This window comes from Staphylococcus sp. ACRSN, assembly GCF_022346615.1.
GTDB lineage: Bacteria > Bacillota > Bacilli > Staphylococcales > Staphylococcaceae > Staphylococcus.
Genome location: NZ_JAKRNS010000004.1, coordinates 129,166 through 154,655, shown reverse-complemented (window position 1 = coordinate 154,655; position 25,490 = coordinate 129,166). Strand labels below are relative to the sequence as shown.

Annotated in this window: 23 protein-coding genes; 18 read left to right on the top strand and 5 right to left on the bottom strand. The window is 31.9% G+C overall.

Annotated features, from left to right (window positions below; all coding sequences use genetic code 11):
- Positions 1 to 62: 62 nt before the first annotated feature.
- A complete protein-coding gene (locus tag MHZ36_RS05625) occupies positions 63 to 2,321 on the bottom strand; it encodes an ATP-binding cassette domain-containing protein (RefSeq protein WP_239230173.1) in 2,259 nt (752 codons plus the stop codon).
- Positions 2,322 to 2,466: 145 nt separating this feature from the next.
- On the opposite strand from MHZ36_RS05625, the gene MHZ36_RS05620 reads away from it, so the two are divergent.
- Together MHZ36_RS05620 and MHZ36_RS05615 are read left to right on the top strand one after the other, a co-directional pair.
- Complete coding sequence (locus tag MHZ36_RS05620; RefSeq protein WP_239230171.1) at positions 2,467 to 3,537, top strand: CAP domain-containing protein; 1,071 nt, start codon at positions 2,467 to 2,469, stop codon at positions 3,535 to 3,537.
- Entirely contained in the window at positions 3,534 to 3,968 is a 435-nt protein-coding gene (locus MHZ36_RS05615; RefSeq protein WP_239230170.1) for a YlbF/YmcA family competence regulator, read from the top strand. The genes MHZ36_RS05620 and MHZ36_RS05615 overlap by 4 nt, the downstream gene beginning before the upstream one ends.
- Before the next feature lie 490 nt (positions 3,969 to 4,458).
- Here the strand turns inward: MHZ36_RS05615 and MHZ36_RS05610 are convergent, their stop codons facing one another.
- The gene (locus MHZ36_RS05610) at positions 4,459 to 5,376 is read right to left on the bottom strand and encodes a glycerophosphodiester phosphodiesterase family protein (RefSeq protein WP_239230168.1); all 918 of its coding nucleotides are present in this window, start codon (positions 5,374 to 5,376) and stop codon (positions 4,459 to 4,461) included.
- A 133-nt stretch (positions 5,377 to 5,509) separates the two neighbouring features.
- Here MHZ36_RS05610 and MHZ36_RS05605 point away from each other — a divergent pair, with 133 nt between their 5' ends.
- On the top strand, positions 5,510 to 5,761 hold the full coding sequence (locus MHZ36_RS05605) for a YlbG family protein (protein WP_239230166.1): 252 nt from the start codon (positions 5,510 to 5,512) through the stop codon (positions 5,759 to 5,761).
- 69 nt (positions 5,762 to 5,830) lie between these two features.
- On the opposite strand, the gene MHZ36_RS05600 is transcribed toward MHZ36_RS05605, so the two are convergent.
- Positions 5,831 to 6,220 (bottom strand): DUF7147 family protein, encoded by a 390-nt coding sequence (locus MHZ36_RS05600; protein ID WP_239230164.1) that lies wholly within the window; start codon positions 6,218 to 6,220, stop codon positions 5,831 to 5,833.
- 62 nt (positions 6,221 to 6,282) lie between these two features.
- Between MHZ36_RS05600 and rsmD the strand changes: the two genes are divergently transcribed.
- Both rsmD and coaD read left to right on the top strand, forming a co-directional pair.
- A complete protein-coding gene (gene rsmD, locus MHZ36_RS05595; protein ID WP_239230162.1) occupies positions 6,283 to 6,834 on the top strand; it encodes a 16S rRNA (guanine(966)-N(2))-methyltransferase RsmD in 552 nt (183 codons plus the stop codon).
- On the top strand, positions 6,827 to 7,312 hold the full coding sequence (gene coaD, locus MHZ36_RS05590) for a pantetheine-phosphate adenylyltransferase (protein ID WP_239230160.1): 486 nt from the start codon (positions 6,827 to 6,829) through the stop codon (positions 7,310 to 7,312). The genes rsmD and coaD overlap by 8 nt, the downstream gene beginning before the upstream one ends.
- Before the next feature lie 609 nt (positions 7,313 to 7,921).
- Here coaD and MHZ36_RS05585 read toward each other — a convergent pair.
- Positions 7,922 to 9,058, bottom strand: coding sequence for a nucleotidyltransferase (locus MHZ36_RS05585; RefSeq protein WP_239230158.1), 1,137 nt, complete (start codon positions 9,056 to 9,058; stop codon positions 7,922 to 7,924).
- A 126-nt stretch (positions 9,059 to 9,184) separates the two neighbouring features.
- On the opposite strand from MHZ36_RS05585, the gene MHZ36_RS05580 reads away from it, so the two are divergent.
- The 6 genes from MHZ36_RS05580 (at position 9,185) to pheT (ending at position 15,618) form a co-directional block, all read left to right on the top strand.
- Positions 9,185 to 9,730 (top strand): YceD family protein, encoded by a 546-nt coding sequence (locus MHZ36_RS05580; protein WP_239230156.1) that lies wholly within the window; start codon positions 9,185 to 9,187, stop codon positions 9,728 to 9,730.
- An 82-nt stretch (positions 9,731 to 9,812) separates the two neighbouring features.
- Entirely contained in the window at positions 9,813 to 9,986 is a 174-nt protein-coding gene (gene rpmF, locus MHZ36_RS05575; protein ID WP_001830121.1) for a 50S ribosomal protein L32, read from the top strand.
- A 128-nt stretch (positions 9,987 to 10,114) separates the two neighbouring features.
- Positions 10,115 to 11,056 carry a M23 family metallopeptidase gene (locus MHZ36_RS05570; RefSeq protein WP_239230154.1) on the top strand — a complete coding sequence of 314 codons (942 nt, stop codon included), beginning with the start codon at positions 10,115 to 10,117 and terminating at the stop codon, positions 11,054 to 11,056.
- A gap of 26 nt (positions 11,057 to 11,082) precedes the next feature.
- Entirely contained in the window at positions 11,083 to 11,823 is a 741-nt protein-coding gene (locus MHZ36_RS05565) for a TrmH family RNA methyltransferase (RefSeq protein ID WP_239230152.1), read from the top strand.
- A 334-nt stretch (positions 11,824 to 12,157) separates the two neighbouring features.
- Complete coding sequence (gene pheS, locus MHZ36_RS05560; RefSeq protein WP_239230150.1) at positions 12,158 to 13,216, top strand: phenylalanine--tRNA ligase subunit alpha; 1,059 nt, start codon at positions 12,158 to 12,160, stop codon at positions 13,214 to 13,216.
- Positions 13,216 to 15,618, top strand: coding sequence for a phenylalanine--tRNA ligase subunit beta (pheT, locus tag MHZ36_RS05555; RefSeq protein ID WP_239230148.1), 2,403 nt, complete (start codon positions 13,216 to 13,218; stop codon positions 15,616 to 15,618). Before pheS ends, pheT begins: the two co-directional genes overlap by 1 nt.
- 317 nt (positions 15,619 to 15,935) lie before the next feature.
- Here the strand turns inward: pheT and rnhC are convergent, their stop codons facing one another.
- On the bottom strand, positions 15,936 to 16,865 hold the full coding sequence (rnhC, locus tag MHZ36_RS05550; RefSeq protein WP_239230146.1) for a ribonuclease HIII: 930 nt from the start codon (positions 16,863 to 16,865) through the stop codon (positions 15,936 to 15,938).
- Between the two features lie 308 nt (positions 16,866 to 17,173).
- Between rnhC and zapA the strand changes: the two genes are divergently transcribed.
- The 7 genes from zapA to MHZ36_RS05515 all read left to right on the top strand — a co-directional run bounded on the left by zapA (position 17,174) and on the right by MHZ36_RS05515 (position 25,459).
- The gene (zapA, locus tag MHZ36_RS05545) at positions 17,174 to 17,440 is read left to right on the top strand and encodes a cell division protein ZapA (protein WP_239230144.1); all 267 of its coding nucleotides are present in this window, start codon (positions 17,174 to 17,176) and stop codon (positions 17,438 to 17,440) included.
- Entirely contained in the window at positions 17,440 to 17,961 is a 522-nt protein-coding gene (locus tag MHZ36_RS05540; protein WP_239230142.1) for a CvpA family protein, read from the top strand. Before zapA ends, MHZ36_RS05540 begins: the two co-directional genes overlap by 1 nt.
- A gap of 119 nt (positions 17,962 to 18,080) precedes the next feature.
- Positions 18,081 to 19,793 (top strand): DNA polymerase/3'-5' exonuclease PolX, encoded by a 1,713-nt coding sequence (polX, locus tag MHZ36_RS05535; RefSeq protein WP_239230140.1) that lies wholly within the window; start codon positions 18,081 to 18,083, stop codon positions 19,791 to 19,793.
- A gap of 9 nt (positions 19,794 to 19,802) precedes the next feature.
- Positions 19,803 to 22,151, top strand: a complete 2,349-nt coding sequence (locus MHZ36_RS05530) for an endonuclease MutS2 (protein ID WP_239230138.1) — start codon at positions 19,803 to 19,805, stop codon at positions 22,149 to 22,151.
- Between the two features lie 81 nt (positions 22,152 to 22,232).
- Positions 22,233 to 22,547 carry a thioredoxin gene (gene trxA / locus MHZ36_RS05525; RefSeq protein ID WP_069824333.1) on the top strand — a complete coding sequence of 105 codons (315 nt, stop codon included), beginning with the start codon at positions 22,233 to 22,235 and terminating at the stop codon, positions 22,545 to 22,547.
- Positions 22,548 to 22,719: 172 nt separating this feature from the next.
- Positions 22,720 to 24,507, top strand: coding sequence for an excinuclease ABC subunit UvrC (gene uvrC, locus MHZ36_RS05520; RefSeq protein WP_239230136.1), 1,788 nt, complete (start codon positions 22,720 to 22,722; stop codon positions 24,505 to 24,507).
- Between the two features lie 340 nt (positions 24,508 to 24,847).
- A complete protein-coding gene (locus tag MHZ36_RS05515; protein ID WP_239230134.1) occupies positions 24,848 to 25,459 on the top strand; it encodes a succinate dehydrogenase cytochrome b558 subunit in 612 nt (203 codons plus the stop codon).
- The last annotated feature ends 31 nt before the right edge of the window (positions 25,460 to 25,490 follow it).

Here is a 25,490-nt window from a genome sequence, read left to right as displayed (position 1 = left end):
TCTTATATTGGGCAATATAAAGACAAAAGAGGTGTGCATATTAAATGCACGCCTCTTTTAATTTATTGTTTAATATAACGGTTTAAATGTCTACTTGTTAAGGAAGATTTTACGGATAGTATACCTGCCGGATAGCCTTGATAAAGACATTGTCCACCTTTATCTCCAGCATAAGGTCCTATATCAATTAGCCAATCTGCATGTGTCATCATTGTTAAGTTATGTTCAATAATGATTAGTGTATTATTATCTTCAATTAAGTTATTAAAACAATCTAATAAAATTGGTATATCATCTTCATGTAACCCTGTTGTAGGTTCATCAAAGATAAATATATGATCATGTACTTTTTGAGTTAAGAACTTGCTTAATTTAACACGTTGAATTTCGCCACCTGACAAAGTATCAAGTGTTTGACCGAGAGTCATATAATTGAGGCCAGTTGATTTCAAAGCATGTAAAGGCATTTCAATTTCAGGTTTTTTTGAAAAATATGCAATAGCTTCATCTATCGTTAAGTTAAGGATATCTGCAATAGAATAACCGTCGATAGTTGCATTTAATACTTCTTGTTTATAACGTTTCCCGTTACAAACATCGCATACTTGGGTGAAATCTGGCATAAAAGCTAATTCGGTTTTAATTACTCCTTTTCCATGACATTCAGGACAAGCACCTTCTGAATTATGACTAAATAGTGACCGCTTTAATCCAGTCTTATCACTAAAATATTTTCTGACCTCATCAAAAATATTTAAGTAGGTCAATAAGTTGGAACGGCTAGATGCGTGTGCAGGCTTTTGATCTATGAAAATACTATTATCATTATTTTTTAACCCGGAAGTTATCAATGTACTTTTACCTGAGCCGGCAACACCTGTTACAACTGTCATGGCACATTTAGGTATTTTGACAGAGATGTTTTTTAAGTTATTTTGTGATATATCACTTAAATTAATAAATTCATCATATTTTCTGGGATCGGGTTTTAAGTTATGTTTTTTACGTAAAGCAACACCTGTAGATGTAGTTGACTTAAGCAATGACTCATAATTACCTTCGAATGTAATGCTACCACCATTCTTACCAGCGAGAGGACCCAAATCGACAATGTGATCAGCTATACAAATAACATCTGGATCATGTTCTACTACTAAAACTGTGTTTCCTTTATCTTTTAGAGATTGTATGATCTCATTTATACGCCTAATATCTTCAGGATGTAATCCAACGCTTGGTTCATCAATAATATAAATTAAATCTGTTAAAGGACTGTTTAAATGACGAATCAATTTAATACGTTGTGACTCTCCACCTGACAATGTTTTAGTTTCCCTAGATAATGTAAGGTAATTCAAACCAATATGACTTAAAGATTCTAATTGCTTTAATAAAGGTTCAATAATTGTTTTAGCTTTATCTGATGTTAACTTTGAAATGAACTCTATAGCGTCATCTATGGATAATGCTGTGAAATCTGATATATCTAAATCATTAATTTTACATTGTAATACTGATTTATTTAAGCGTTTCCCATTACATGTAGGGCATGTTTTTGAAGAAACTACACGAGCGATATCAGATTTGAATTTGTTCTTTTCAAAATTCTCGTTTAGTAAAAATGAACGTCTGAAACGGTGAATTAATCCTTCGAACTTTGCAGTTTTGGGCCAATTTGCTGGAGGATTTTTTAATTTTGTTGGTTCAGTATATAAGAATGTATTAAGTTCTGATTCGGTATAATCTTTTAATTTTTTATCATTATTAAATAAGCCTGAATACAAATAGCGCTTTCCTCTCCAACTATCTGGTCTAAATGAAGGGAATCGTATTGCATCTTCATTTAATGATTTATCAAAATCAATTAATTCGTTTAAATCTATATCTTCTACATAACCTAAACCTGAACATGTCGGGCACATACCTTTTGGGTTATTAAATGAAAATATATCAGAATACCCTACAAAAGGTGTACCAATTCTAGACCAAAGGAGTCTTACTGATGCATAAATATCAGAAATCGTACCTACTGTTGAACGCGCATGTCCACCTAATCTTTTTTGATTAATCACCATAGCCACAGGTAAATTTTCGATCAGATCAACATTTGGCTTAGCGTATTGTGTCAATTGATGTTGTATATAAGTAGAATATGTTTCGTTTAATAATCTTTCTGATTCAGCTGCAATTGTATTGAATACCAATGAAGATTTACCTGAACCAGAACGGCCTGTAAATACTGTTATTTTGTGTTTTGGAATATCGACAGAGATATTTTTCAAGTTATTTTGCTTTGCTCCATGAATTCTTATATCCGTCATTTTATTTCACCTCTATGAATTTTATACCCTGAAATTAAAACGTGTATAACTAAATGTGAAGATTTTGCAAATACAGAGTCATGTCTTGCTTGTTATGTGAAATTACATGTACAATAAACGTAACAAGCTAATAGGTGGGTGAGCGATGAAGAAACTGATAATTAAAGTTATTGGTGTGTTAGTATTAATTTGTTTTCTGATTTATCTATTTTACTCACCACGTTTAAAGTTTGATGTTTTAGAGAATCCAAATAAAAACACAACAAAAACAACACAAACTCAGGATTTTAAAAAAAGTGAAAATACTGCTGAAAATCCGATGCCCAAAGATGGTGTAGGGACGTGGGTTGGACAGAAATTAAGTAAGTTAACCGAAAAGTATGGACAAGCTGATAGGGTGTATCCATATAAAGATAATTTTAAGAATTATGTATTTAAAGAGAAAGAAGCATATTATTTAGTGACTACAAAAAATGGCATAATTAAATCTGTTTATGCCACTGGTAAAAAAGCAAAGGTGGAACCATTACATATTACTCAAAACGCCGCACATGTATTTGAGAAATTTAGTGTGAATCCAGAACCAACGATTTCATCAAATGGTAAGAAATATGAATTGGAATTATCTGACACAGATATGAAGACACAATCATTAGTGAAATTTAAAAATACCTATGCTCAAATTTACACAGATCAACAATCAAATCATATTGTAGCGGTTCGATTTTTAGATAGTGACGCGTTGGCGGAATTTAAACCATATCAAATGGTTTCATCTAAAGAAGAGAAAGAAGTTAAAAGTAAACATGGTAATGTACCTTATGCACAGAGTTCCAATCAATTGATGACTTTATACGAAATTACGAATGAAATGCGAAAAATAAAAGATACAAAACCACTTAAAATCAATAATAAATTGGCGCATATTGCCTCATTTAACTTATATGAGGCCACTGGTACAGATAGTGTCGAATTTACTGAAGATGCCTTAAAGGATCAGCTTAATGCACAAGAAATACCATTTACGTATAGTAGTCAAAATGTTGGGTATGATTTTAATGATGTTCCGACGCTCATTCATAGTTGGTTAAACTCAGATACGCATCGATCTAGAATGTTAAATGCTAAATACAATCAAATGGGTGGAGAAGTCATGAAAGGATATTACACATTAATTTTTGTTGGAGAGAAAAAGAAGGAGGATATTGAAGAATGATAACAGAAGAAACATTGACTATACTTGATGATGTTGAAGCATTAGGGGATAAAATAGTAACTTCTCGTATATATAAAGCATATGAAATGGCTCAACAAGCTTTGGCAGAAAATGATGAAGCGCATTTGTTATATCAGGCTTTCTTGAAATCTAAAGATAATTATGATGAAATAATGAGATTTGGTAAATATCATCCGGATTATCAAAAAGTAATGTTAGAAACTAGAAAACGAAAGCGCGCATACGAAATGTTACCAGTTGTTATGGATTACAAACAAAAAGAGGTTGCACTACAAGATTTAATCGATGAAGTGATTGTAAAAATCGCTTATGCAGTATCTGAAAATGTGAAAATAGAAACAGGAAATCCTTTCTTCCAAAAAGATGCAGGTGGCTGTTCAACAGGTGGTTCATGTAATTGTTCATTATAATTTATAAGTAATTATTTGGCGTCTAGACATGTAGAATATCGTTATAAAGAGACAACGACATAAATATTCATTTTTAAAATAAGCGAGCTAATCTGTAAAAGATTAGCTCGCTTTTATATTTAAATATTTTGATTTTGAATGTTGCATGTTTCTGGGTAAGGTTTAAGCCTGTAGTCCCTCAATCATACTCTTTTCTCGGGTTTTAGATCGTTGCCAAACGTGGCGAAATGTTTATTAATATAGAAAAAATAAAAAGAATTCATAATATATTATTGTAGTATAAAATTACAATGAATTACAAAGTATTTTAGATACGCTTGAGATAGCATTGCGAGTCGAAATTAAGGCTAAGACAGTATCGTAGAAAAGCGATTTAACAATACGGAGAAGTATTAATTAACAAGCCAGTAAATACGTATAAAAACGTATTTACTGGCTTGTTTTTGAATTTGTGTTCAACCTTTTTTGTTTCGGATTTTATAAATATGTTTTAATGATAAGTGAGTTTGAATCGCTCAGCAAGATCTGGACGGTCAGTTATTAATGTATGTGCCCCATGATATACTAGGTCATTCATTAAATCTAAATTATTCACACCATAATATCCTGGTACAATATTTCTTGTGTTAAGCCAGTGTATAAAGCGTGGTGCTGTAAATTTAATTCCTTTATATTCAATAGGCAGTAAAAATGTGTTGGCTTGGGTAGTGAATAAATCGCCAATACCTAAGTAATAATTGATAAAGCCTTTAAGCATTTCATTAGTACTTGCTGCATATGCACTTTTTTCGTTAATTTTTTTAATATAATGTACTAAATCAGCATTTTCGCTTTGAATTAATATACGAAAATGAGATTGGTGTTTTTCTATTAAGTCATTTACTTTTTGGCATAGGATTTCGTTTTGCTGTTGTGTTTGTTGGCTTATCAAACTAATGCACAATTTTACATTAGGGTAATACGATAATAATTCATCTAGTGTTAAAATCGTAGCATCTTTATGTTTACGATATGGTGTTTGGCCATTTATATCTTCAAAATAATAGCCTGCATCTAGTCTTTTTATTTCAGATAAAGTGTGCGCTATAACTTTACCTGATCCATTCGTAGTTGCATCTAAATCTGAATTATTATAGATAATAACTTCATTATCTTTTGTTAAATTGACACCTACTGCAAATCCGTCAATATTATGTGTTACTGCATTGTCAAAAGCAAGTTTCGTATTTTCTGGTTTTACAGCAGAACCTCCACGATTTGCAAAAATATATGGTGATGTTTGTGCGTGGAAATCATGTGTTGATTGATTTTCAGGTTTTGCTTTGTATTTTAATATAAAAAACATACTACCAATTACGCCAACTAACCCTAAAAATGAACGTTTAAAAAGTTTGTTGAATTTTGACATGTACAAATCCTCCTCAGTACATAAAGATACTTAGTAATATAGCAAAAGATTACTCATATGCAAAATAATTGTTATTTATAAAAATAATAGGAAATGATATCATAAAAGGGCTAATAATTGGAGTGAGAATAAAATGAATATAGTGCCTAGAACAAGTTTAATTATATATTTAAAACATATGAAGCATGAAAGACAAATTAGAAAATTTGGTCATATTGTTAGTTCGAATAAAAAGCAACGCTATGTTGTGATGTATATTAATGAAAATGAAGCTGATCAAATTGTGAGTAAACTAATGAAATTAAAATATGTAAAAGAAATTGAAGGATCACCTTATAAATATTTGAAAAAAGTTTATGAAAAAGAACAACATGAATTTTCATAATATGTAATGGTAATGTCATCAAAGCCACATCGTTGATTTTAACGTAGCTTTATCAAATTGTTAGAAGTTCTATTGCAACGGCGGTATCCAACGTTGTAATCTAAGTACACTAATTAAATAACTATAATATAGTTCGATATCGTGGAATGTTTCAGGTGGTTTTACATCTACCCCTTTTATTCCAATGCCAAATTTTTCGGCTTGTTGATTAATCAGTTCAAATTTTTTATTTGATTTTGGGTAAGGATAATTAAGTGCATTAAGCATAATATACATGGCTTGAAAATGTTGACCACTCGTTGGTTCCATAATAATAGCAACAGATGAAAATTGCTGTTTTGAATTTGGTGTATGAAAATAGACAATATGGTCTATACGTTGATGATTATACTCAATAAGTGTATTAAATTCGAATAAATCAGTTAAACCTTCACCTAATTTAATAAAAGATTGTTTCATAAGCTATTTTCCTCCTTGCTTATGAATTATAAAGAATATAATTTGAGAATGGAAGTGTCAAAATGAGAGTGATAGCTGGGATTCATAAAAGTAAGCCGCTAGAAAGTATTGAGGGGCGTAATACGAGACCAACAATGGATAAAGTGAAGGAAGGTATCTTTAATAGTTTGCATGATGTGTCAGGTATTGGATTAGATTTATTTGCTGGGAGTGGTGCATTGGGGATTGAAGCAATATCTCGAGGCATGGAAAAAATGATTTTTGTAGATCAAAACTTTAAAGCAGTAAAAGTAATTAAACGTAATTTAGAAAATCTACAAATCATGGACCAAGCTGAAGTATACAAAAACAATGCCGAACGCGCTTTGAAGGCATTATCTAAGCGTGAAATTCAATTTGATGTAATCTTTTTGGATCCTCCTTATGAAAAGGGCTTAATCGACGATGCACTCGAACAAATTTCAAAGTTTGATTTATTAAAAGAAAATGGTATTATCGTTTGTGAGTTTAATCATCATGAAAAAATAAAGACGGAGCCATTCCAAGAGATTAAACGATATCATTATGGGTTAACAGACACTTTGTTATTAGAAAAGGGAGATAAAAATGTCTAGAACGAAAGCGGTTATTCCAGGAAGTTTTGATCCAATCACATACGGTCATATCGATATTATTGATAGAAGTGCAGATCGTTTTGACGAGTTACATATTTGTGTGCTTAAAAACAGTAGTAAGGCAGGCACTTTTTCAGTAGAAGAACGAATCGCATTGATTGAGGCGTCAGTAAAACATTTAGATAATGTAACAGTACATCATTTTGATGGCTTACTTGTAGATTTTTGTGATGAAATTGGTGCACAAACAATTATTAGAGGATTGAGAGCTGTTAGTGACTTTGAATACGAACTTCGTTTAACATCAATGAATAAAAAATTGAATCATAATGTCGAGACAATGTACATGATGACAAGTACAAACTACTCATTTATCAGTTCAAGCGTGGTAAAGGAAGTTGCAGCATATAAAGCTAATGTATCTGACTTTGTTCCTGAACATGTAGAAAAAGCATTAAATGAAAAATTCAAGAAATAAAAATCTGCTACGTTAAGGTTAAAGTATTCAATTAATAAGGATATGTGGTTATGATATGAATAAGAGTCCGGGGCATAAATGTCGCAGACTAAAGGATAAACGTTAATTTCTATTGATATTAGATAGAAATTAACGTTTAAATTTTAGGGTGATGTGAAGTTGTACTAAGGTGATTAGTGAATTCTTCTAATACATACTCTAGTACTGTTTCAATGATTTTATTTACAAATTGTACTATCTCATTATTAGCAATTAAAACTGAAGTTTCCATAAAGTAGTGAGGTTTGAGTGGGTTTGTAAACGATATACATTTGGGACCTCATTAATTTAGTTTAGTAGTGTTTATTAAATTATAGGTAAGGGCCTTTTTAAAATATTTTCTTGAAAAGTTACAAATGAATATGACGTATTTTAGCGATCCTCTTGAGGAAATAGGACAAGCTGAAGACTACTGGTTGAAGCTATCACCTAAGAAAGCGAACTAACGATACGAAGTGTTGAATAAAAAAGAAGCGCTCAGAAAAATTGAATTCAATCATCTGAGTGCTTCTTTTTAGGGATTCGTGTCCAGACTCATTATTTTGAGAATGGAGATTTTAGCTCCGTGCTCTAGTTTTTTCGAATGACATGAGTGTTGAAGTCGGTTGTTACATCATTTGAAAGTAAATTATAAACATTGGTGCTTAATATTTCATTTTTAAAATCTGATGCATTTCGTTTATTAATTTGTGTGACAAAATGTCTTTCAGGATATTTCAGTTTTAAATATTTTAAATAATTTTGACCTTGTTTATTCATACCTAAAATGCGTACTGCATTTATTTTTGTAGGAAGATTCTCATAGGTGAAGTTGAGTAATATATTCATAAGGACACGTTGTAAATGTGTGTAAGTGTATCGTTTAGTCTTAATCAATTGCATATATGTTTCGAAAGAAGTGGCTTGAGAGATATAGTCCTTTAAACGATATTCCAGTCCTTCAGACATTGTGTAAATCTGCTTTAATTCAGATACATTTTTAGTTGTTAAAGCATATTTTATATAGTTAAATGTATCCTCAGTAGTTGTGATGTTTGGATGGAATAGGGGATGGTTTGATTTTGGAACCACATCGTGCCATTGATTATTTTTTTGTAATATAGCATTACGTATTGAAGTACCACTTGCAAATTGCAAGTTTTGAATACTATTATCATGGTGATTTGCTTGATTACGTTGTATTGTAATAGGTTTTATTGTAAAGTCATGTTTTCGAATGGCATTTATATATGAAATGCCCAGTGTATTATTTGGTGAGGATAACAAGAGATTATTTGTTAATAGCTCACTTATAATTCTCGGATAACTTTTCCCTTCTTTTACTTTTTGTGCAAATGCAGGTGTTTTCTCTATTCGAGACATTTCAGATGAAAGTTCTAAAAATGAATCTATATCACCAGATTCGCTCCCAAACGATAAGTAATCAGCGTCTAAATAATTGGCAATTTGCACGGCAGTATCACCAAAATAAGGTCCAGCTGATAATGAAGCATATGCAGGTAATTCAACAACTAGATCAACGGCATGCAAAGCCATCTCGGTTCTGATAAATTTATTATAAATTGCTGGTTCGCCTCTCATTACAAAGTTTCCACTCATAATTGCAATGGAAATATCAGAATCAGTGATTGACTTTGATTTCTGTACATGGTATAAGTGACCATTGTGGAAAGGATTATATTCAGTGACTAGTGCAACGCTTTTCATTTGCAATTCTTCCTTTCAAAATTCATTATAGATATTGTAACAGATATAATTGTGTTAAGAAAAAATCTTGACAACTTATATCTATAAAGTTAAAATAAATTTTGTGCTTGTTAGAGGTGAAGCCATATGAAATGGTCAATAACGCAATTAAGAAAATTCCAAGATAAACCATTTGAATTTAGTCAAACGGTTAATTTTGATCATTTAGTAAAATCATTAGATTTGATAGACTTATCTGATATAAATGTCGATGGCGAATTGACAGTAAAATCAAATGAAGTCATTGCAGATATACACGTTACAGGTACCTATACAATGGCTTGTGCGCGTACGCTCGTTCCAGTTAAAGTCCCTTTAGATATTAACTCTCAAGAAGTATTTGATTTAGAAGGATTTGATCGCTATAGCGATGATGAAGAAGATGAGCATTATCATGATGCAACAGATGGAATGATAAATCTTAAAGATATTACTGAAGAATTAGTTATTATAGAAAAGCCAATGCGCGTTTTCGCAGATAATAGCGATCAGATGTTACGTGAAGGTAATGGTTGGGAAGTTATTGACGAAGAGCAAGCGATTGAAAATGCAAAGGAACAAGAAGAATCTGAACCTAAGCAAATCGATCCAAGGCTTCAAAAACTACAACAATTATATGACGAAGAGCAATAGCAGAATTTTGTAATCTATAGTATAATAGATTATTGAATCTGAAAATAACTATTTTAGTGTTTGAATATAAGGAGGATTAATCATGGCAGTACCAAAAAGAAGAACGTCTAAAACAAGAAAAAACAAACGTCGTACTCATTTCAAAATTTCAGTACCTGGTATGACAGAATGCCCAAATTGTGGAGAATACAAATTATCTCACCGCGTATGTAAGAACTGTGGTTCATACAATGGTGAAGAAGTTGTATCAAAATAATTTCATTAATTTAATGGCTTAATTTAAGTCATTCAATATCGTTCATTAATTATTCATTTAATAATTTTTGAGCGATTTTTTATTTATATATGGTAATTTGATATCGAGCGATAGGTTGTGTGTAATCAATGGAAGCAATGAATGCGCAAGAAATTATTGAAAAAATTGAGAATGGTGACGTCAACTGGATTTATAATCATTTTAGTGAAGACTTTCAAGAAGTTTCAGCAATAACAGAATTGGATAAGTTACTTAAAGAATATAATGAATTAAGAAGTTCGAACTCATTTTATAAACATATACATATCAATAGACAAGATGAATATATTTGGTTTGATGATAAACAGACGACAGGTGTAAGTGTGACGTTGAACAAATATAGCGAAATCATTGGTTTTGTACTGTTACCTTTACATCATTCAGATACGATGAAACATACTAAACTTCAATATACGATGCCAATCGAGGATTCATGGTTTGTAATGGCGGGTGGTAATAATGAATTATTGAATCATCATTTTCATTATAAAAACTATAAAAATGCGATAGATCTTGTGAAGATAAAAAATAGATGTAGTTATCAAGGAGATCCGATGTTGTATACAAATTACTATGGTTATAATTTAACTGTAGTAGCACCTGCCAATGGAGTCGTTGTATCTGTTATAGATGGTATTTCGGATAGTGTACCAGGTGAATTTAATGTAAAACACCCACAAGGCAACTATATCGTAATTAAACATGCCAAGCATGAATATAGTATGTTAGCGCACTTAAAACCATATTCATTCAATGTGACAGTTGGGGACGAAGTATTTCGGGGACAACGTATTGCTAGAGTGGGAAATTCAGGTAATTCAACGGAACCACATATACATTTTCAAGTAATGGACCAAATTGACACCACTAAAGCACAAACTTTAAAAATCAAATTACAACAAGCGATTTCTCCTGAAAAAGGTGATATAGTAAACTATACTGGAGATAATATTTGGGTTAAAAATGAAAATTTTATATTATCTTTTATGAAAAATATTCGTACAAATATCTTACAGCTTTTCAAAGGTTAAAAATATGAAAATAAAGAGGCTATGCTATGGAAATGATTACGTCCGCACAAAATAGTAAAGTTAAAAATGCAAATAAACTAAAAAAGAAAAAAGACAGAGACAAAACTGGCCAAGCACTTATCGAAGGATATCATCTTATTGAAGAAGCTTTTCAAAGTCAGTTGAAGATTAAACAATTGTTTATCGTAGATACGTCTAGAATTGGTAATGAACTTATTGATTACGCCGAAGAAGCTTTTGAAATAAATTTAAAAGTAGCAGAAGCATTATCAGGAACTGTTACGCCACAAGGTTTTTTTGCTGTAATTGAGAAACCTAATTATGAAACGACTGCTGCAAAACAGGTGTTGTTGATTGATCGTATACAAGATCCAGGGAATCTTGGTACCTTAATTCGTACTGCTGATGCAGCAGGAATTGATTTAATTGTCTTAGAAAAAGGAACTGCAGATCCATATCAAGATAAAGTATTAAGAGCTAGTCAAGGAAGTGTATTCCACTTACCAATTGTTACTGAATCCTTAAGTGATTTTATTGATACATTTGACGGTACGGTATACGGAACAGCATTAGAAGATGCAGTTTCGTATCATGAAGTGAAACCTAAAGAAAATTTTGCTTTATTATTAGGTAATGAAGGTGAAGGTGTATCACAACAATTGTTGGATCAAACTACTCAAAATCTAACGATACCAATCTATGGCAAAGCAGAGAGTTTAAATGTAGCCATTGCCGGAAGTATTCTAATTTATCATTTGAAAGGTTGACCCTTTAAATGAAAATCGTATATAATAAAATTAATGTTAAAAAGTAGAATACGAACCAATAAAAAGACGTAAACTAAAAGATGTAGTAGTAAAAGGGAATATATCCATAGACTGAAAGATATATCGCTATATTTAGTTTTTTTCACCTTTTTGGTTACTTAAAGAGATTTAAGTCGGAAATTACTCCGTTATCAATAAATACAAGTGTATGCTTATGCATAAATTTGGGTGGTACCACGGAAGGCTTTCGTCCCAGTTTCAACGGGATGAAAGTCTTTTTTTATATTTTTATTGGATTTACTTAACAAGACAATAAACAAATGGAGGTTAAATCATGGCACAAACTGAAGCGATGACTGAAATTAAACAGCAGGCATTAGTAGATATAAATGAAGTAAAAAATGAAAAAGAATTACAAGATGTAAAAGTGAAGTACTTAGGCAAAAAAGGTTCTGTAACTGGTTTAATGAAACACATGAAAGATTTACCTAATGAAGAAAAGCCTGCATACGGACAACAAGTCAATGAAGTTAGACAAGCAATCGAAGGTGAAATAGAATCACGTCGTGAACTTTTAGCGAATGAAGAATTAGAGCGACAATTAAAGGCTGAAAAAATTGATGTGACATTACCAAGTAGAAAAATGTCTATCGGCGCAAAACATCCTTTAACGCGTACAGTTGAGGAAATCGAAGATCTCTTTTTAGGTTTAGGTTATGAGATTGTAGATGGTTTTGAAGTTGAACAAGATTATTATAACTTTGAAGCTTTAAATTTACCGAAATCTCATCCTGCAAGAGATATGCAAGATAGCTTCTATATTACAGATGAGATACTTATGCGTACCCATACATCTCCAGTACAAGCGAGAACGATGGAACAACGTGAAGGTGAAGGTCCGGTTAAAATATTATGCCCTGGTAAAGTATACCGTCGTGATTCAGATGATGCGACACACAGTCATCAATTTACTCAAATTGAAGGCTTAGTTGTAGATGAGAATATTAAGATGAGTGATTTAAAAGGTACATTAGAGTTATTGGCTAAACAATTATTTGGCGAAGATCGTGAAATTCGTCTGAGACCAAGCTATTTCCCATTTACAGAACCATCTGTTGAAGTAGATGTGTCATGTTTCAAGTGTGGTGGTTCAGGCTGTAATGTATGTAAACAAACAGGATGGATTGAAATCTTAGGTGCAGGTATGGTTCACCCGAACGTCCTTGAAAAAGCTGGCTTCGATTCAAATAAGTATTCGGGATTTGCGTTTGGTATGGGTCCCGATAGAATTGCAATGTTAAAATATGGCATTGAAGATATCCGTCATTTCTATACCAATGATGTAAGATTCTTAAATCAATTTAAAGCAGTAGAAGATAGAGGTGAAAAATAATGTTTATTTCTAAAGAATGGTTAGAAACATATGTTGAAATTAACCAACCAGTTAACGAATTAGCAGAAAAAATTACACGTACGGGTATCGAAGTAGATGACATCATTGATTATACAAAGGAAATTAAAAAATTAGTTGTTGGTAAAATTAAAGCAATTGCACCACATCCAGATGCAGATAAGCTCAATATTTGTCAGGTAGACATTGGTGAAGCTGAAGCGGTACAAATTGTATGTGGCGCGCCAAATGTAGATGCTGGGCAAACGGTAATCGTTGCAACAGTAGGCGGTAGATTACCAGGTGGTATAAAGATTAAAAGAGCGAAATTACGTGGTGAACGTTCAGAAGGTATGATTTGTTCTTTACAAGAGTTAGGTCTATCTACTAACTTAGTGCCTAAAGATTCAGAAAATGGAATTTATGTATTTTCTACTGATGTGGAACCGGGCACGGACGCACTTAAGGCTTTATATTTAGATGATCAAGTAATGGAGTTCGACCTTACACCAAATAGAGCAGATGCATTAAGTATGGTAGGTACAGCATATGAAGTTGCTGCATTATACAACGTAGCAATGAATAAACCAACGACACAAACAGAAACATTGTCACAAAAAGCTGCAGATGAATTGTCAGTGAAAGTTCAAGATAATGATAAAGTTCCATATTATAGTGCACGCATTGTTAAAGATGTAACAATTGCGCCGTCACCTGAATGGATGCAAATGAGATTAATTAAAGCAGGTATCAGACCGATTAATAATGTAGTAGATATTTCAAATTACGTATTATTAGAATATGGTCAACCACTACACATGTTTGACCAAGAGCAAATTGGTTCAGATAATATTGAAGTGCGTCAAGCTTATGAAAATGAAAAGATGACAACCTTAGATAATCAGGAAAGATCATTATTAGCATCTGATATCGTGATTACAAATGGTGAAGTTCCAATTGCGATTGCTGGTGTAATGGGTGGCGATTTTTCAGAAGTTAAGGAATCCACTAAGAATGTAGTAATTGAAGGTGCGATTTTCGATCCTGTATCAATTCGTCATACATCGAGAAGATTAAATTTAAGAAGTGAAGCATCTAGTCGCTTTGAAAAAGGTATAGCTACAGAATTTGTAGATGAGGCTGTTGATCGAGCTTGTTATTTATTACAAACTTATGCCAATGGACAGGTTTTATCTGGCAATGTTGCTCAAGGTGACTTAGGTGAATTTGTAACACCGATTAGTATCTCTGTTGATAAAGTGAATAATACTATTGGCTTTGAGTTGTCTGCTGAAGAGATTGAATCTATTTTTGTACAACTTGGATTTGAAACGACTAACAACAACAATGAATTAACTGTTATGGTACCATCTAGACGTAAAGATATTACAATTAAAGAAGATTTAATTGAAGAAATTGCTAGAATTTATGGTTATGATGAAATTCCATCAACATTACCAGTTTTTGAGCATGTTACAAATGGCGCATTGAGTGATAGACAAGCTAAATCTCGAATTGTAAAAGAAACGTTAGAAGGTTCAGGTTTGAGTCAGGCAATTAATTATTCATTAGTCGATAAAGCAAGAGCGCAAGATTTTGCACTTGAGTCTCGTTCTACTATTAGTTTGTTAATGCCTATGAGTGAGGCTCATTCTACATTAAGACAAAGTCTAATTCCTCATTTAATTGATGCAGCAGCCTATAATGTAGCACGTAAAAATAATGACGTACGACTCTATGAATTAGGTAATGTTTTTTATGGCAATGGAGAAGGTGAATTACCGGATGAAGTTGAATATCTAAGTGGTATCTTAACTGGAGATTATACTGTTAATACTTGGCAAGGTAAAAAAGAAGAAATAGACTTCTTTATTGCAAAAGGTATTGTGGATCGTATTGCAGAAAAATTAGATATACAATTTGAATATGAAGCGGGAGAAGTTACAGGTCTACATCCTGGTAGAACTGCAATTGTTAAGCTTAACGAGGAAACAATTGGCTTTGTAGGAGAATTACATCCAAAAGTTGAGAAAGACTATGATTTAAAACGAACTTATGTATTTGAATTGAACTACGATAAATTGATGGCTATTTCAGTAGGATATATTAATTATCGTCCAATTCCAAGATTCCCTGGTGTTTCAAGAGATATTGCATTAGTTATAAATCGTGATGTGCCATCAGCAACACTTGTTAAAGTAATTGAAGCACATGGTGGCAATATATTACAAAATGCAGAAGTATTCGATGTTTATGAAGGTGAACATGTTGCAGAGGATGAAAAATCAATTGCAATTAGATTGTCATATTTAGATGTTGAACAAACATTAACTGATGATAAAGTAAATGCGGTACATGAAGATATCTTAGCTGCATTACAACAAAAAGGTGCAACAATAAGATAATAAAATTGATTTAGCAGTTGTGTATTAAATAGTTATAATAATTAACTATATAACTTATAAATGTAGTTTAATAATCAATAAAAAAAGAATTACTTTCCCATATGCTTTAAATAGGGAAAGTAATTCTTTTTGTTTTTAAATTACGAGAATTATAAAAAACAAAGTAATATATCTCAATTGAAACATACTGATTTATTTAGCGCGTTTGACATAATAGCATTGAAAATTATATTAATGGTTGAGTTCACTTTGTTTGGTAAATACTGAAATGTATAAAATGTTTACTATGAATTGAATATTGTATTACGACAAACATGTTAAGATCGATGCTTTTTATCAACGAGGGCTTGTGCTTTTTTTCGATTGGCAAAGTGCTTTTTAGAAATAGAGTCCAGAAACGCTATTCCTTTTTTTTCGATGATTTTTGCAGCAGCTAAATCTACCTTATTGCTCGCACCTTTAGGAATTTCACGTTTTGCTTCAATTGAAATTTGATCCATATGTTTAACGAAAGCATAACGTGAAATTATACTTGCAGCTGCAATTGCAATGGACTTAGACTCGCCTTTTGTTTCAAATTTAGTTTTGTCACTTAATGGTAGTTCACTTAATGCATAACGCGTATACACACCGCGTTCGGCAAATTGGTCAATTACAATATAGTCTAGTTCAGTAGTATCAATTTTATTAACAACATTTTTTATTGCTTCGTTGTGTAATACAGCTTTCATTTTAACTTGTGACCAGCCGGCAAGTTGTCTGTCATTGTATTTTTCATTATGCATCGTAAGTAATGAATGGGGTATAAATGTAACGATTTGCTCAGCAAGTTCGACAATTTTTTTATCTGTTAGTTTCTTTGAATCGTCAACACCGAGTTCTTTTAATACTTGTACATTCTTCTTAGAAACATAAGCGGCACATACGGTTAATGGACCGAAATAATCACCACTACCAGCTTCATCACTGCCTATACACTGATATTGATTATAGTTTATCGAAGTTTGTTTAGTTGATTTTTTAGGTGTTGATTGATTATTAGCGTGTTGTGGAAGTAATTGATCTGCTACAGCTACAGCTTCCTTTCCTTGGAACATCACTTTATTTGAATTATATATTGAAATTGAAGTGTTTTTATATTTTGCTTTAGCCTTCATTCCTTGTGGCAATTTACCAGTATCACAGTTAATTTTTGACATTAATTGTTGGATTTCATGATTTGTTAGTTTATGTACAACATTTGACATTTGCTTGCCTCTCTTTTTTCGAATTACTTTAACAGTTAACAGAGTTCATCATACCATAGTAATAAACTTAAGCACTACCCAACAACAATAAGTACTGCTTTGAATTATAAGTGTCATGCTAAATGTTCTAAATTTATTTAAAATCTAGGAACTATAAAATTTTTCAAATATAACAAATCACACCTCTTACAAAATAATATTTAGTCGTGTATAATGGTTCGTGATAAATATTCTAAATTACAAATATGGAAAGTTATATGTTAAGCAAAATATTATTCGGAAATTTATTATAAGTCAGGAGTTATACTATGGGCGAATTCAAAAATAGGATAAACGTAACGATAAATGATCAACATTATACAATAGTAGGGGAAGATAATCCGGAGCATATCCGCTATGTTGCACATTTGGTGGATGAACAACTTAAAACACTTGGTAGAAAAAGTACAGGATTAGATACTACAAGAAAAGCAATATTAACAGCTGTTAATATTATGCATGAAAAGGTACAATTAGAAGAAGAAAATTATCGCTTGCAACAGGAAATCAAACAACTAAAAAATAGTGAAGAGTAATGTTAATTGATATACTAATCATTATCATTTTTTTATACATAGGCATGATTGGTTTTAGAAGAGGTATTTGGTTAAGTGTATTGCATTTTAGTGCAACAATCTTATCTTTATTTATTTCACAAAAGCTCTACTTACAGTTATCACAGTACTTAGAACTATTTATACCATTTCCTAAAACGCGAGCTTATGATATGCATTACGCCTTTCAATTTGATAATCTACAGTTACGATTTGATCATATTATCGCATTCCTAATTGTAGCAACCATTACGAAGGTACTTTGTTATGCTATAATAGGTAGCTTTGATAATATAATTAAATACAAAAAGTTGTTTTTAGTGAGTCGTTTGGTTGGTGTTCTTATAAGTATCTTGTCATCTTTGATAATTTGCACAACCTTAATTTATGCGATGGCATTGTATCCTTTAGAAATCATTCAAACACAATTATCACAATCCTTGGTAGCGAAAGTATTTATTTCACACATTCCGTTTATATCCACGTTTGTGATCAATATATAAAATTTCCAACAATTAAACATATAATGCATTATTAAAATATAGGAGGTCAGGGCACAACCGATTTACTGTTGAATTAGCAATGGTAACTTGTCTTGGTCTTTTTTTATGGAGTGAAGGTAATGACGAAAAAAGATATTATTCAATTATTAGAAAAAATCGCGATTTATATGGAACTAAAAGGAGAAAATACATTTAAAGTTTCGGCGTATAGAAAAGCGGCGCAAAGTTTAGAGATTGATGAACGCCCATTAGATGAAATTGAAGATGTAACTGAATTAAAAGGTATTGGTAAAGGTGTAGGGGAAGTTATTAATGAATATAGACACCAAGGAACTACGTCTACTTTAGACGCATTAAAGGAAGAAGTGCCTGAAGGTCTTATTCCCTTAATGAAAATTCAAGGGTTAGGCAGTAAAAAAATTGCCAAACTATATAAAGAGTTAAATATTGATAGTAAAGAGTCATTACAACAAGCTTGTGAAAATGGTGAAGTCAGTGCCTTAAGCGGCTTTGCCAAAAAAACAGAGCAAAATATACTGGATGCTGTTAAAGCATTAGGCGCAAAAAAGGATAAATATCCTATAGACCAAATGAGAGGTTTAAATAATGTGGTTAAAGATTATTTGGCCACTATTCCTGAAATTGAAAAATATGAGGTTGCAGGCAGTTTTAGACGTTTTAAGGAAATGAGTAAAGATTTAGACTATATTATCAGTACCGATTCGCCTATTCAAGTACAAGAAGCATTGTTAAAACTCCCAAATAAGGTTAAAGATGTGGCAGTAGGCACTACAAAAGTATCTTTAGAACTTGAGTATGATGATGAAACAATTGGCGTGGATTTTAGATTAATTGAGCCTGCAGCTTTTTATCACACATTACAACATTTTACAGGCTCTAAAGACCATAATATTCGTATTCGCCAATTAGCAAAAGAAAAGGGCGAAAAGGTCAGTGAATATGGCATTGAATCTTCAGATGGAAAACTAATTCAATATCAAAGTGAAGATGAAATTTATCATCATTTTAATGTTGATTGGATAAATCCCGCAATGCGTGAAGATGGTAGTGAATTTGATAAAGATTTAATGAATATAATTCAAATTAACGATATCAAAGGCGATTTGCATATGCATACTACTTATAGTGACGGTGCATTCAGTATTGAAGATATGATTAAGGCAAATATTGCTAAAGGTTATGAATTCATGGTTATTACTGATCATTCACAAAGTTTAAAAGTAGCAAATGGATTATCTGTTGAGCGTTTATTACGTCAAAATGAAGAAATTAAAAAGTTAAATGAAAAATACAATGAAATAGATATTTATTCTGGTATCGAAATGGATATATTACCAGATGGTAGTCTTGATTATGAAGATGATATTTTAAAACAATTAGATTATGTTATTGCTGCAATTCACCAAAGTTTTAATCAGCCACAAGAAGACATTATGCGTCGATTAGAAAGTGCATGCAACAATCCTTATGTAAGACATATTGCACATCCAACCGGACGAATCATTGGCAAAAGACCGGGATATGAGCCTGATATTGACCAACTTTGTGAATTAGCTGAAAAAACTAATACTATATTAGAGGTTAACGCTAACCCTAAACGTTTAGATTTAAATGCTGAAACGTTAAAAAAACATCCGAATCTCCAATTAACTATCAATACAGATGCACACCATACCGATCACTTAGAATTCATGCAATATGGTGTTGCAACGGCTCAAAAGGGATTTGTGACTAAAGATAGAGTAATTAATACTATGTCAAGAGAAGCATTTAAATCGATGATTGAAAACAATATTAAAATGAAGAAATAGAGGGATTGTATGAGACAGAAGTCATTAAATGTCTTAGAATTCGATAAAATAAAAGCACTCGTTGAAAAAGAAACGATGAGTGATATAGGTAAGGCTAAAGTAGAAGCAATGAATCCGGCTACTGATTTTAAAACAGTGCAGCTTCAAATGAATGAAACGGATGAAATAGCGCAGATATATAATAAACATCGTATGCCAAGTCTGAGTGGATTAACACAAGTTACACAATTGCTTCATAGAGCAAACATTGGTGGCGTATTAAATGTTCGAGAGTTAAATGCGATTAAACGATTAATACAAATTCAAAATCAATACAAAACATTTTATAATGGTATCTTAGAAGAAGATGAAGAAATAAAATATCCTATTTTAAATGATAGAATGGAACAATTACCTGTATTAAATGATTTGTTTCAAGAAATTCATCAAAAGTGTGATGCCTATGACCTATTTGATAATGCAAGTTATGAATTACAAGGTATTAGAAGTAAGATTTCTAGTACTACGCAACGTATCAAACAAAATTTAGATAGGGTTGTTAAGAGTCAAGCAAATCAAAAAAAATTGTCAGATGCGATTGTCACTGTAAGAAATGAACGTAATGTAATTCCAGTTAAAGCTGAATATCGACAAGACTTTAATGGTATCGTTCATGATCAATCCGCGTCAGGCCAAACATTATATATCGAGCCATCATCAATCGTAGAGATGAATAATCAAATTAGTCGTTTGCGTAATGATGAAAAAGTTGAATGTGAAAGAATATTAACTGAATTGACGAACATGGTTGCAGAAGAATCAGATGCTTGTTTAGTTTCAGAAACAATCATTGGTCAAATTGACTTTTTAACAGCAAAAGCACGTTATGCTACAACGATTAAAGGTACGAAACCGGAATTTACCGAGGAACGCACAGTATATTTACCAAAAGCATTTCATCCATTGCTCGATAAGGATACTGTGGTAGCAAATACAATTGAGTTTGCTGATGATATTGAAACTGTCATTATTACAGGACCGAATACTGGTGGTAAAACAGTTACATTAAAAACATTAGGATTAATCATTATGATGGCTCAATCTGGATTGTTAATTCCTACATTAGATGGTAGTAAATTAAGTGTTTTTGAGAATGTTTATTGTGATATTGGTGATGAACAATCAATTGAGCAGTCTTTATCAACATTTTCTTCTCATATGAAAAACATCGTAGAAATATTAAAAGATGCAACTAACAATAGTTTAATATTATTTGATGAATTAGGCGCAGGTACGGATCCAAGCGAGGGTGCTGCTTTAGCTATGAGTATATTAGACCATGTTCAGGAAATTGGTTCATTGGTTATGGCAACAACACATTATCCAGAATTAAAAGCATATAGCTATAATCGACAAGGGGTAATGAATGCAAGTGTAGAGTTTGACGTGAATACTTTAAGTCCAACTTATAAATTGCTAATGGGTGTTCCAGGTCGTTCAAATGCTTTTGATATTTCAAAAAAATTGGGCTTAAATATTCAAGTTATTCAAAAGGCTAAATCTATGATTGGCCAAGACGAACAAGAAATAAATGAAATGATTGCGTCACTTGAATATAATTCTAAGCGTGTTGATGAACAACGCATTGAATTAGAACAAGTATTAAGAGAAGCTCAAGAAACGCATGATTCTTTAACAAAGCAATATGAAAATTATCAAGATCAAGAAAAACAATTGTTAGAACAAGCAAAAGAAAAAGCTAATCAACGTGTGAAATCTGCTACGAAAGAAGCAGATGAAATATTAAAAGAGTTGCGTGAATTAAGAGACAAAAAAGGTGCTGATGTGAAAGAGCACGAATTAATTGATAAAAAGAAACAACTTGATGATCAATATGAAGCTACATCTATTAAGCAAAATGTTCAAAAACAAAAGTGGGATGAAATCAAAGCGGGCGATGAAGTTAAAGTACTCACTTATGGTCAAAAAGGTGAAGTTTTAGAACTTGTTGATAGTGGTGAAGCAATTGTCCAAATGGGTATTATTAAAATGAAATTACCATTAGAAGATTTAGAGAAAACGAAAAAGACAAAAGAGCAACCAACTAAAATGGTAAGACGCCAAAATAGACAAGATGTCAAAATGGAACTTGATTTAAGAGGTTACAGATATGATGAGGCAATGGTTGCAGTAGATCAATATTTAGACCAAGCTGTGTTGAGCAATTACGAACAAGTTTACATTATACACGGAAAAGGTACAGGTGCCTTACAAAAAGGTGTTCAAAGTCATTTAAAACAACATAAAAGTGTGGCATCATATAGGAATGGTATGCCGAGTGAAGGTGGCTTTGGCGTAACCGTTGCAGAATTAAAATAAACGTGAGCAAGTGCTATGCAGAATAATATAAAGTCTGTTATAATTTGCTCATCATTTGAAATTTAAGGAGGATTGGCATTTATGGCAATCGTAAAAGTAACAGATTCAAACTTTGATGAAAACATTCAATCAGGTGTTAATTTAGTAGATTTTTGGGCAACTTGGTGTGGACCTTGTAAAATGATCGCGCCAGTTTTAGAAGAATTAGCAGGCGACTATGATGGTAAAGCAAATATTTTAAAATTAGACGTTGATGAAAACCCATCAACTGCTGCTAAATTTGAAGTTATGAGTATTCCAACTTTAATCGTATTTAAAGACGGTGAACCAGTAGATAAAGTAGTAGGTTTCCAACCTAAAGAAAACTTAGCAGAAGTACTAGATAAACACTTATAATCTAAATATTAGCAAGTTGGGACATTATTTATTTAATGTCCCATTTTTATGTTAGCAAGCATTTTTATGTTAGCAAGCAATTTAATATATTGCATCGCATTAATTTGTTATTTTATAATACAGAGCAAGTTTTAGTGGCGAAATTAAAAATAATTTGAAAGGAGGATATCGAATGGAAGACTATCAAATGGCAATTAAACAGAAATTATCTGTTGTACCAACGGAACCAGGTTGTTATTTAATGAAAGATCGAAATGATCAAGTCATTTATGTTGGAAAAGCTAAGAAATTACGCAATCGCTTAAGATCTTATTTTACGGGTGCACATGATGCAAAAACGACTAGGCTTGTTGGTGAGATACGTAATTTTGAATTTATCGTAACATCTAGTGAAACAGAATCCTTACTATTAGAATTGAATTTAATCAAGCAATATCAACCACGTTATAATATTTTGTTAAAAGATGATAAAAGTTACCCATTTATAAAAATCACTAAAGAAAAGCATCCAAGATTAATTGTCACAAGAACAGTGAAAAAGAATAGTGGTAAATACTTTGGACCCTATCCTAATGCATATTCTGCTCAAGAAACGAAGAAATTATTAGATCGCATTTATCCATTTAGAAAATGTGATAAAATGCCAGATAAATTATGCTTATATTATCACATCGGACAATGTATGGGGCCATGTGTCTATCCAGTGGATTTAGAAAAATATGCTGAAATGACCAAGGAAATTTCAGATTTTTTAAATGGTGAAGATAAGACCATACTTAATAATTTAGAGCAAAAAATGTTAGAAGCAAGCGAAAATTTAGACTTTGAACAGGCTAAAGAATATAGAGATTTAATTCAACATATTCATAACTTAACCAAAAAACAAAAAATTACTTCTTCAGATAACACAATTAGAGATGTCTTTGGATATAGTGTTTCCAAAGGATGGATGTGTATCCAAGTATTTTTTATAAGACAAGGGAATATGATTAAAAGAGATGCAACGATGATACCTGTTCAACAAACGCCAGAAGAAGAGTTTTATACGTTTATTGGACAATTTTATGATTTGAATCAACATCTTTTACCAAAAGAAGTGCATATTCCAAATCATTTAAATAAAGAGGTAATACAATCTGTAGTAGATACAAAGATTGTACAACCGCTTAAAGGTAAGAAAAAAGAAATGGTTGACCTTGCTAAACATAATGCAGAAGTAACCTTAGACAATAAATTTGAATTAATTTCTAAAGATGAGTCTCGTACTGTTAAAGCAATAGAAGAATTAGGGGATAGAATGGGAATACAAACGCCAATTCGCATTGAAGCATTCGATAACTCAAATATCCAAGGGGTGGATCCGGTCTCTGCAATGGTATCGTTTATTGATGGGAAACCAAATAAAAAGGGCTACCGTAAATATAAGATTAAAACAGTTGACGGACCGGATGATTATAAATCAATGCGTGAGGTCGTACGTCGTCGTTATACACGAGTATTGAATGAAGGCACCCCCTTGCCTGATTTAATTATCGTTGATGGGGGTAAAGGACATATGAATGGTGTGATGGATGTATTAGAAAATGAACTAGGTCTAGATATTCCTGTTGCAGGTCTTCAGAAAAATGATAAACACCAAACTTCAGAGTTATTGTATGGTGAACAAGCGAGTATTATACCTTTGAAGAAAAATAGCCAGGCTTTTTATTTACTGCATCGTATTCAAGATGAAGTGCACCGATTTGCTATAACATTTCATCGTCAAACAAGACAAAAAACAGGTTTGCAATCTGTACTAGATACTGTTGAAGGTATTGGTTCAAAACGAAAAACGAAGTTGTTACGCACTTTTGGTTCTATAAAGAAAATGAAAGAGGCTACAGTTGCAGAGTTACAATCTTCTGGATTACCAGTTAAAGTAGCACAAAACCTACATCAAGCTTTAAATGATAAAAAGTGACAAAAAATAATGGCATGAGAATCATTCTCATGCCCAAATTCTTATATTTTAGTGTTACAATAGCTACTAACAGGGATTCTTTTTTTTAACTGTATATGTAAGCGTTTTATAATTGAGAAATATTATCAATTATGCATCATATTTTAGCAATTATGTAATTTTAAATCAGGAATATGCTTCAATGCTAAATAAGATGATTAACGACAAGGTTGTGTGGTATTTATCACTACTAAACTAATTCGTTGTCTAGCATCAACTTTACTATTATAAGAAAACGCTTTATATATGAAGTTTAAAAGAATACCAAATAAATTTATTTGTTTCACAGGGGGGCTTCCTTTTGGCATATTCGAAAAATCAATTCTATTTAAGACGCTTACATTCATTATTAGGCGTAATTCCGATAGGTGGATTCTTACTTATCCATTTGTTAGTAAACCATCAAGCTACTAAAGGTGCTGATGCATTTAACAAAGCAGCTGGATTTATGGAATCATTACCTTTTTTAATTGTTTTAGAATTTGTAGTAATCTATATTCCAATTTTTTATCATGCAGTTTACGGTGTACATATTGCTTTTACAGCGAAGGAAAATGTAGGACATTACTCAAGATTTAGAAACTGGATGTTCTTGTTACAACGTTTGACTGGAATATTAACATTCATATTCGTAGCGATTCATTTATGGCAAACACGTATTCAACGTGCTTTAGGTCATGAAGTTAATTTTGATATGGTACATGATATCGTATCTAATCCGTTTTGGTTAATTTTCTACATCATTTGTATGTTGTCAGTAACATTCCATTTTGCAAATGGTCTATGGTCATTCTTAGTAACTTGGGGTGTACTACAGTCTAAGAGATCGCAACAAATTTTCACATGGGTATCACTCATCGTGTTTATCATAGTGTCTTATATTGGTTTAAGCGCTATTCTCGCATTTTTATAATTTACAAGTCTTAGTTATATATTTAGGGGAG

Excerpts from the sequence above, each read along its gene's own strand:
- MHZ36_RS05625 (WP_239230173.1), bottom strand. The coding sequence starts at position 2,321 with ATGACGGATATAAGAATTCATGGAGCAAAGCAAAATAACTTGAAAAAT.
- MHZ36_RS05620 (WP_239230171.1), top strand. The coding sequence starts at position 2,467 with ATGAAGAAACTGATAATTAAAGTTATTGGTGTGTTAGTATTAATTTGT.
- MHZ36_RS05615 (WP_239230170.1), top strand. The coding sequence starts at position 3,534 with ATGATAACAGAAGAAACATTGACTATACTTGATGATGTTGAAGCATTA.
- MHZ36_RS05610 (WP_239230168.1), bottom strand. The coding sequence starts at position 5,376 with ATGTCAAAATTCAACAAACTTTTTAAACGTTCATTTTTAGGGTTAGTT.
- MHZ36_RS05605 (WP_239230166.1), top strand. The coding sequence starts at position 5,510 with ATGAATATAGTGCCTAGAACAAGTTTAATTATATATTTAAAACATATG.
- MHZ36_RS05600 (WP_239230164.1), bottom strand. The coding sequence starts at position 6,220 with ATGAAACAATCTTTTATTAAATTAGGTGAAGGTTTAACTGATTTATTC.
- rsmD (WP_239230162.1), top strand. The coding sequence starts at position 6,283 with ATGAGAGTGATAGCTGGGATTCATAAAAGTAAGCCGCTAGAAAGTATT.
- coaD (WP_239230160.1), top strand. The coding sequence starts at position 6,827 with ATGTCTAGAACGAAAGCGGTTATTCCAGGAAGTTTTGATCCAATCACA.
- MHZ36_RS05585 (WP_239230158.1), bottom strand. The coding sequence starts at position 9,058 with ATGAAAAGCGTTGCACTAGTCACTGAATATAATCCTTTCCACAATGGT.
- MHZ36_RS05580 (WP_239230156.1), top strand. The coding sequence starts at position 9,185 with ATGAAATGGTCAATAACGCAATTAAGAAAATTCCAAGATAAACCATTT.
- rpmF (WP_001830121.1), top strand. The coding sequence starts at position 9,813 with ATGGCAGTACCAAAAAGAAGAACGTCTAAAACAAGAAAAAACAAACGT.
- MHZ36_RS05570 (WP_239230154.1), top strand. The coding sequence starts at position 10,115 with ATGGAAGCAATGAATGCGCAAGAAATTATTGAAAAAATTGAGAATGGT.
- MHZ36_RS05565 (WP_239230152.1), top strand. The coding sequence starts at position 11,083 with ATGGAAATGATTACGTCCGCACAAAATAGTAAAGTTAAAAATGCAAAT.
- pheS (WP_239230150.1), top strand. The coding sequence starts at position 12,158 with ATGGCACAAACTGAAGCGATGACTGAAATTAAACAGCAGGCATTAGTA.
- pheT (WP_239230148.1), top strand. The coding sequence starts at position 13,216 with ATGTTTATTTCTAAAGAATGGTTAGAAACATATGTTGAAATTAACCAA.
- rnhC (WP_239230146.1), bottom strand. The coding sequence starts at position 16,865 with ATGTCAAATGTTGTACATAAACTAACAAATCATGAAATCCAACAATTA.
- zapA (WP_239230144.1), top strand. The coding sequence starts at position 17,174 with ATGGGCGAATTCAAAAATAGGATAAACGTAACGATAAATGATCAACAT.
- MHZ36_RS05540 (WP_239230142.1), top strand. The coding sequence starts at position 17,440 with ATGTTAATTGATATACTAATCATTATCATTTTTTTATACATAGGCATG.
- polX (WP_239230140.1), top strand. The coding sequence starts at position 18,081 with ATGACGAAAAAAGATATTATTCAATTATTAGAAAAAATCGCGATTTAT.
- MHZ36_RS05530 (WP_239230138.1), top strand. The coding sequence starts at position 19,803 with ATGAGACAGAAGTCATTAAATGTCTTAGAATTCGATAAAATAAAAGCA.
- trxA (WP_069824333.1), top strand. The coding sequence starts at position 22,233 with ATGGCAATCGTAAAAGTAACAGATTCAAACTTTGATGAAAACATTCAA.
- uvrC (WP_239230136.1), top strand. The coding sequence starts at position 22,720 with ATGGAAGACTATCAAATGGCAATTAAACAGAAATTATCTGTTGTACCA.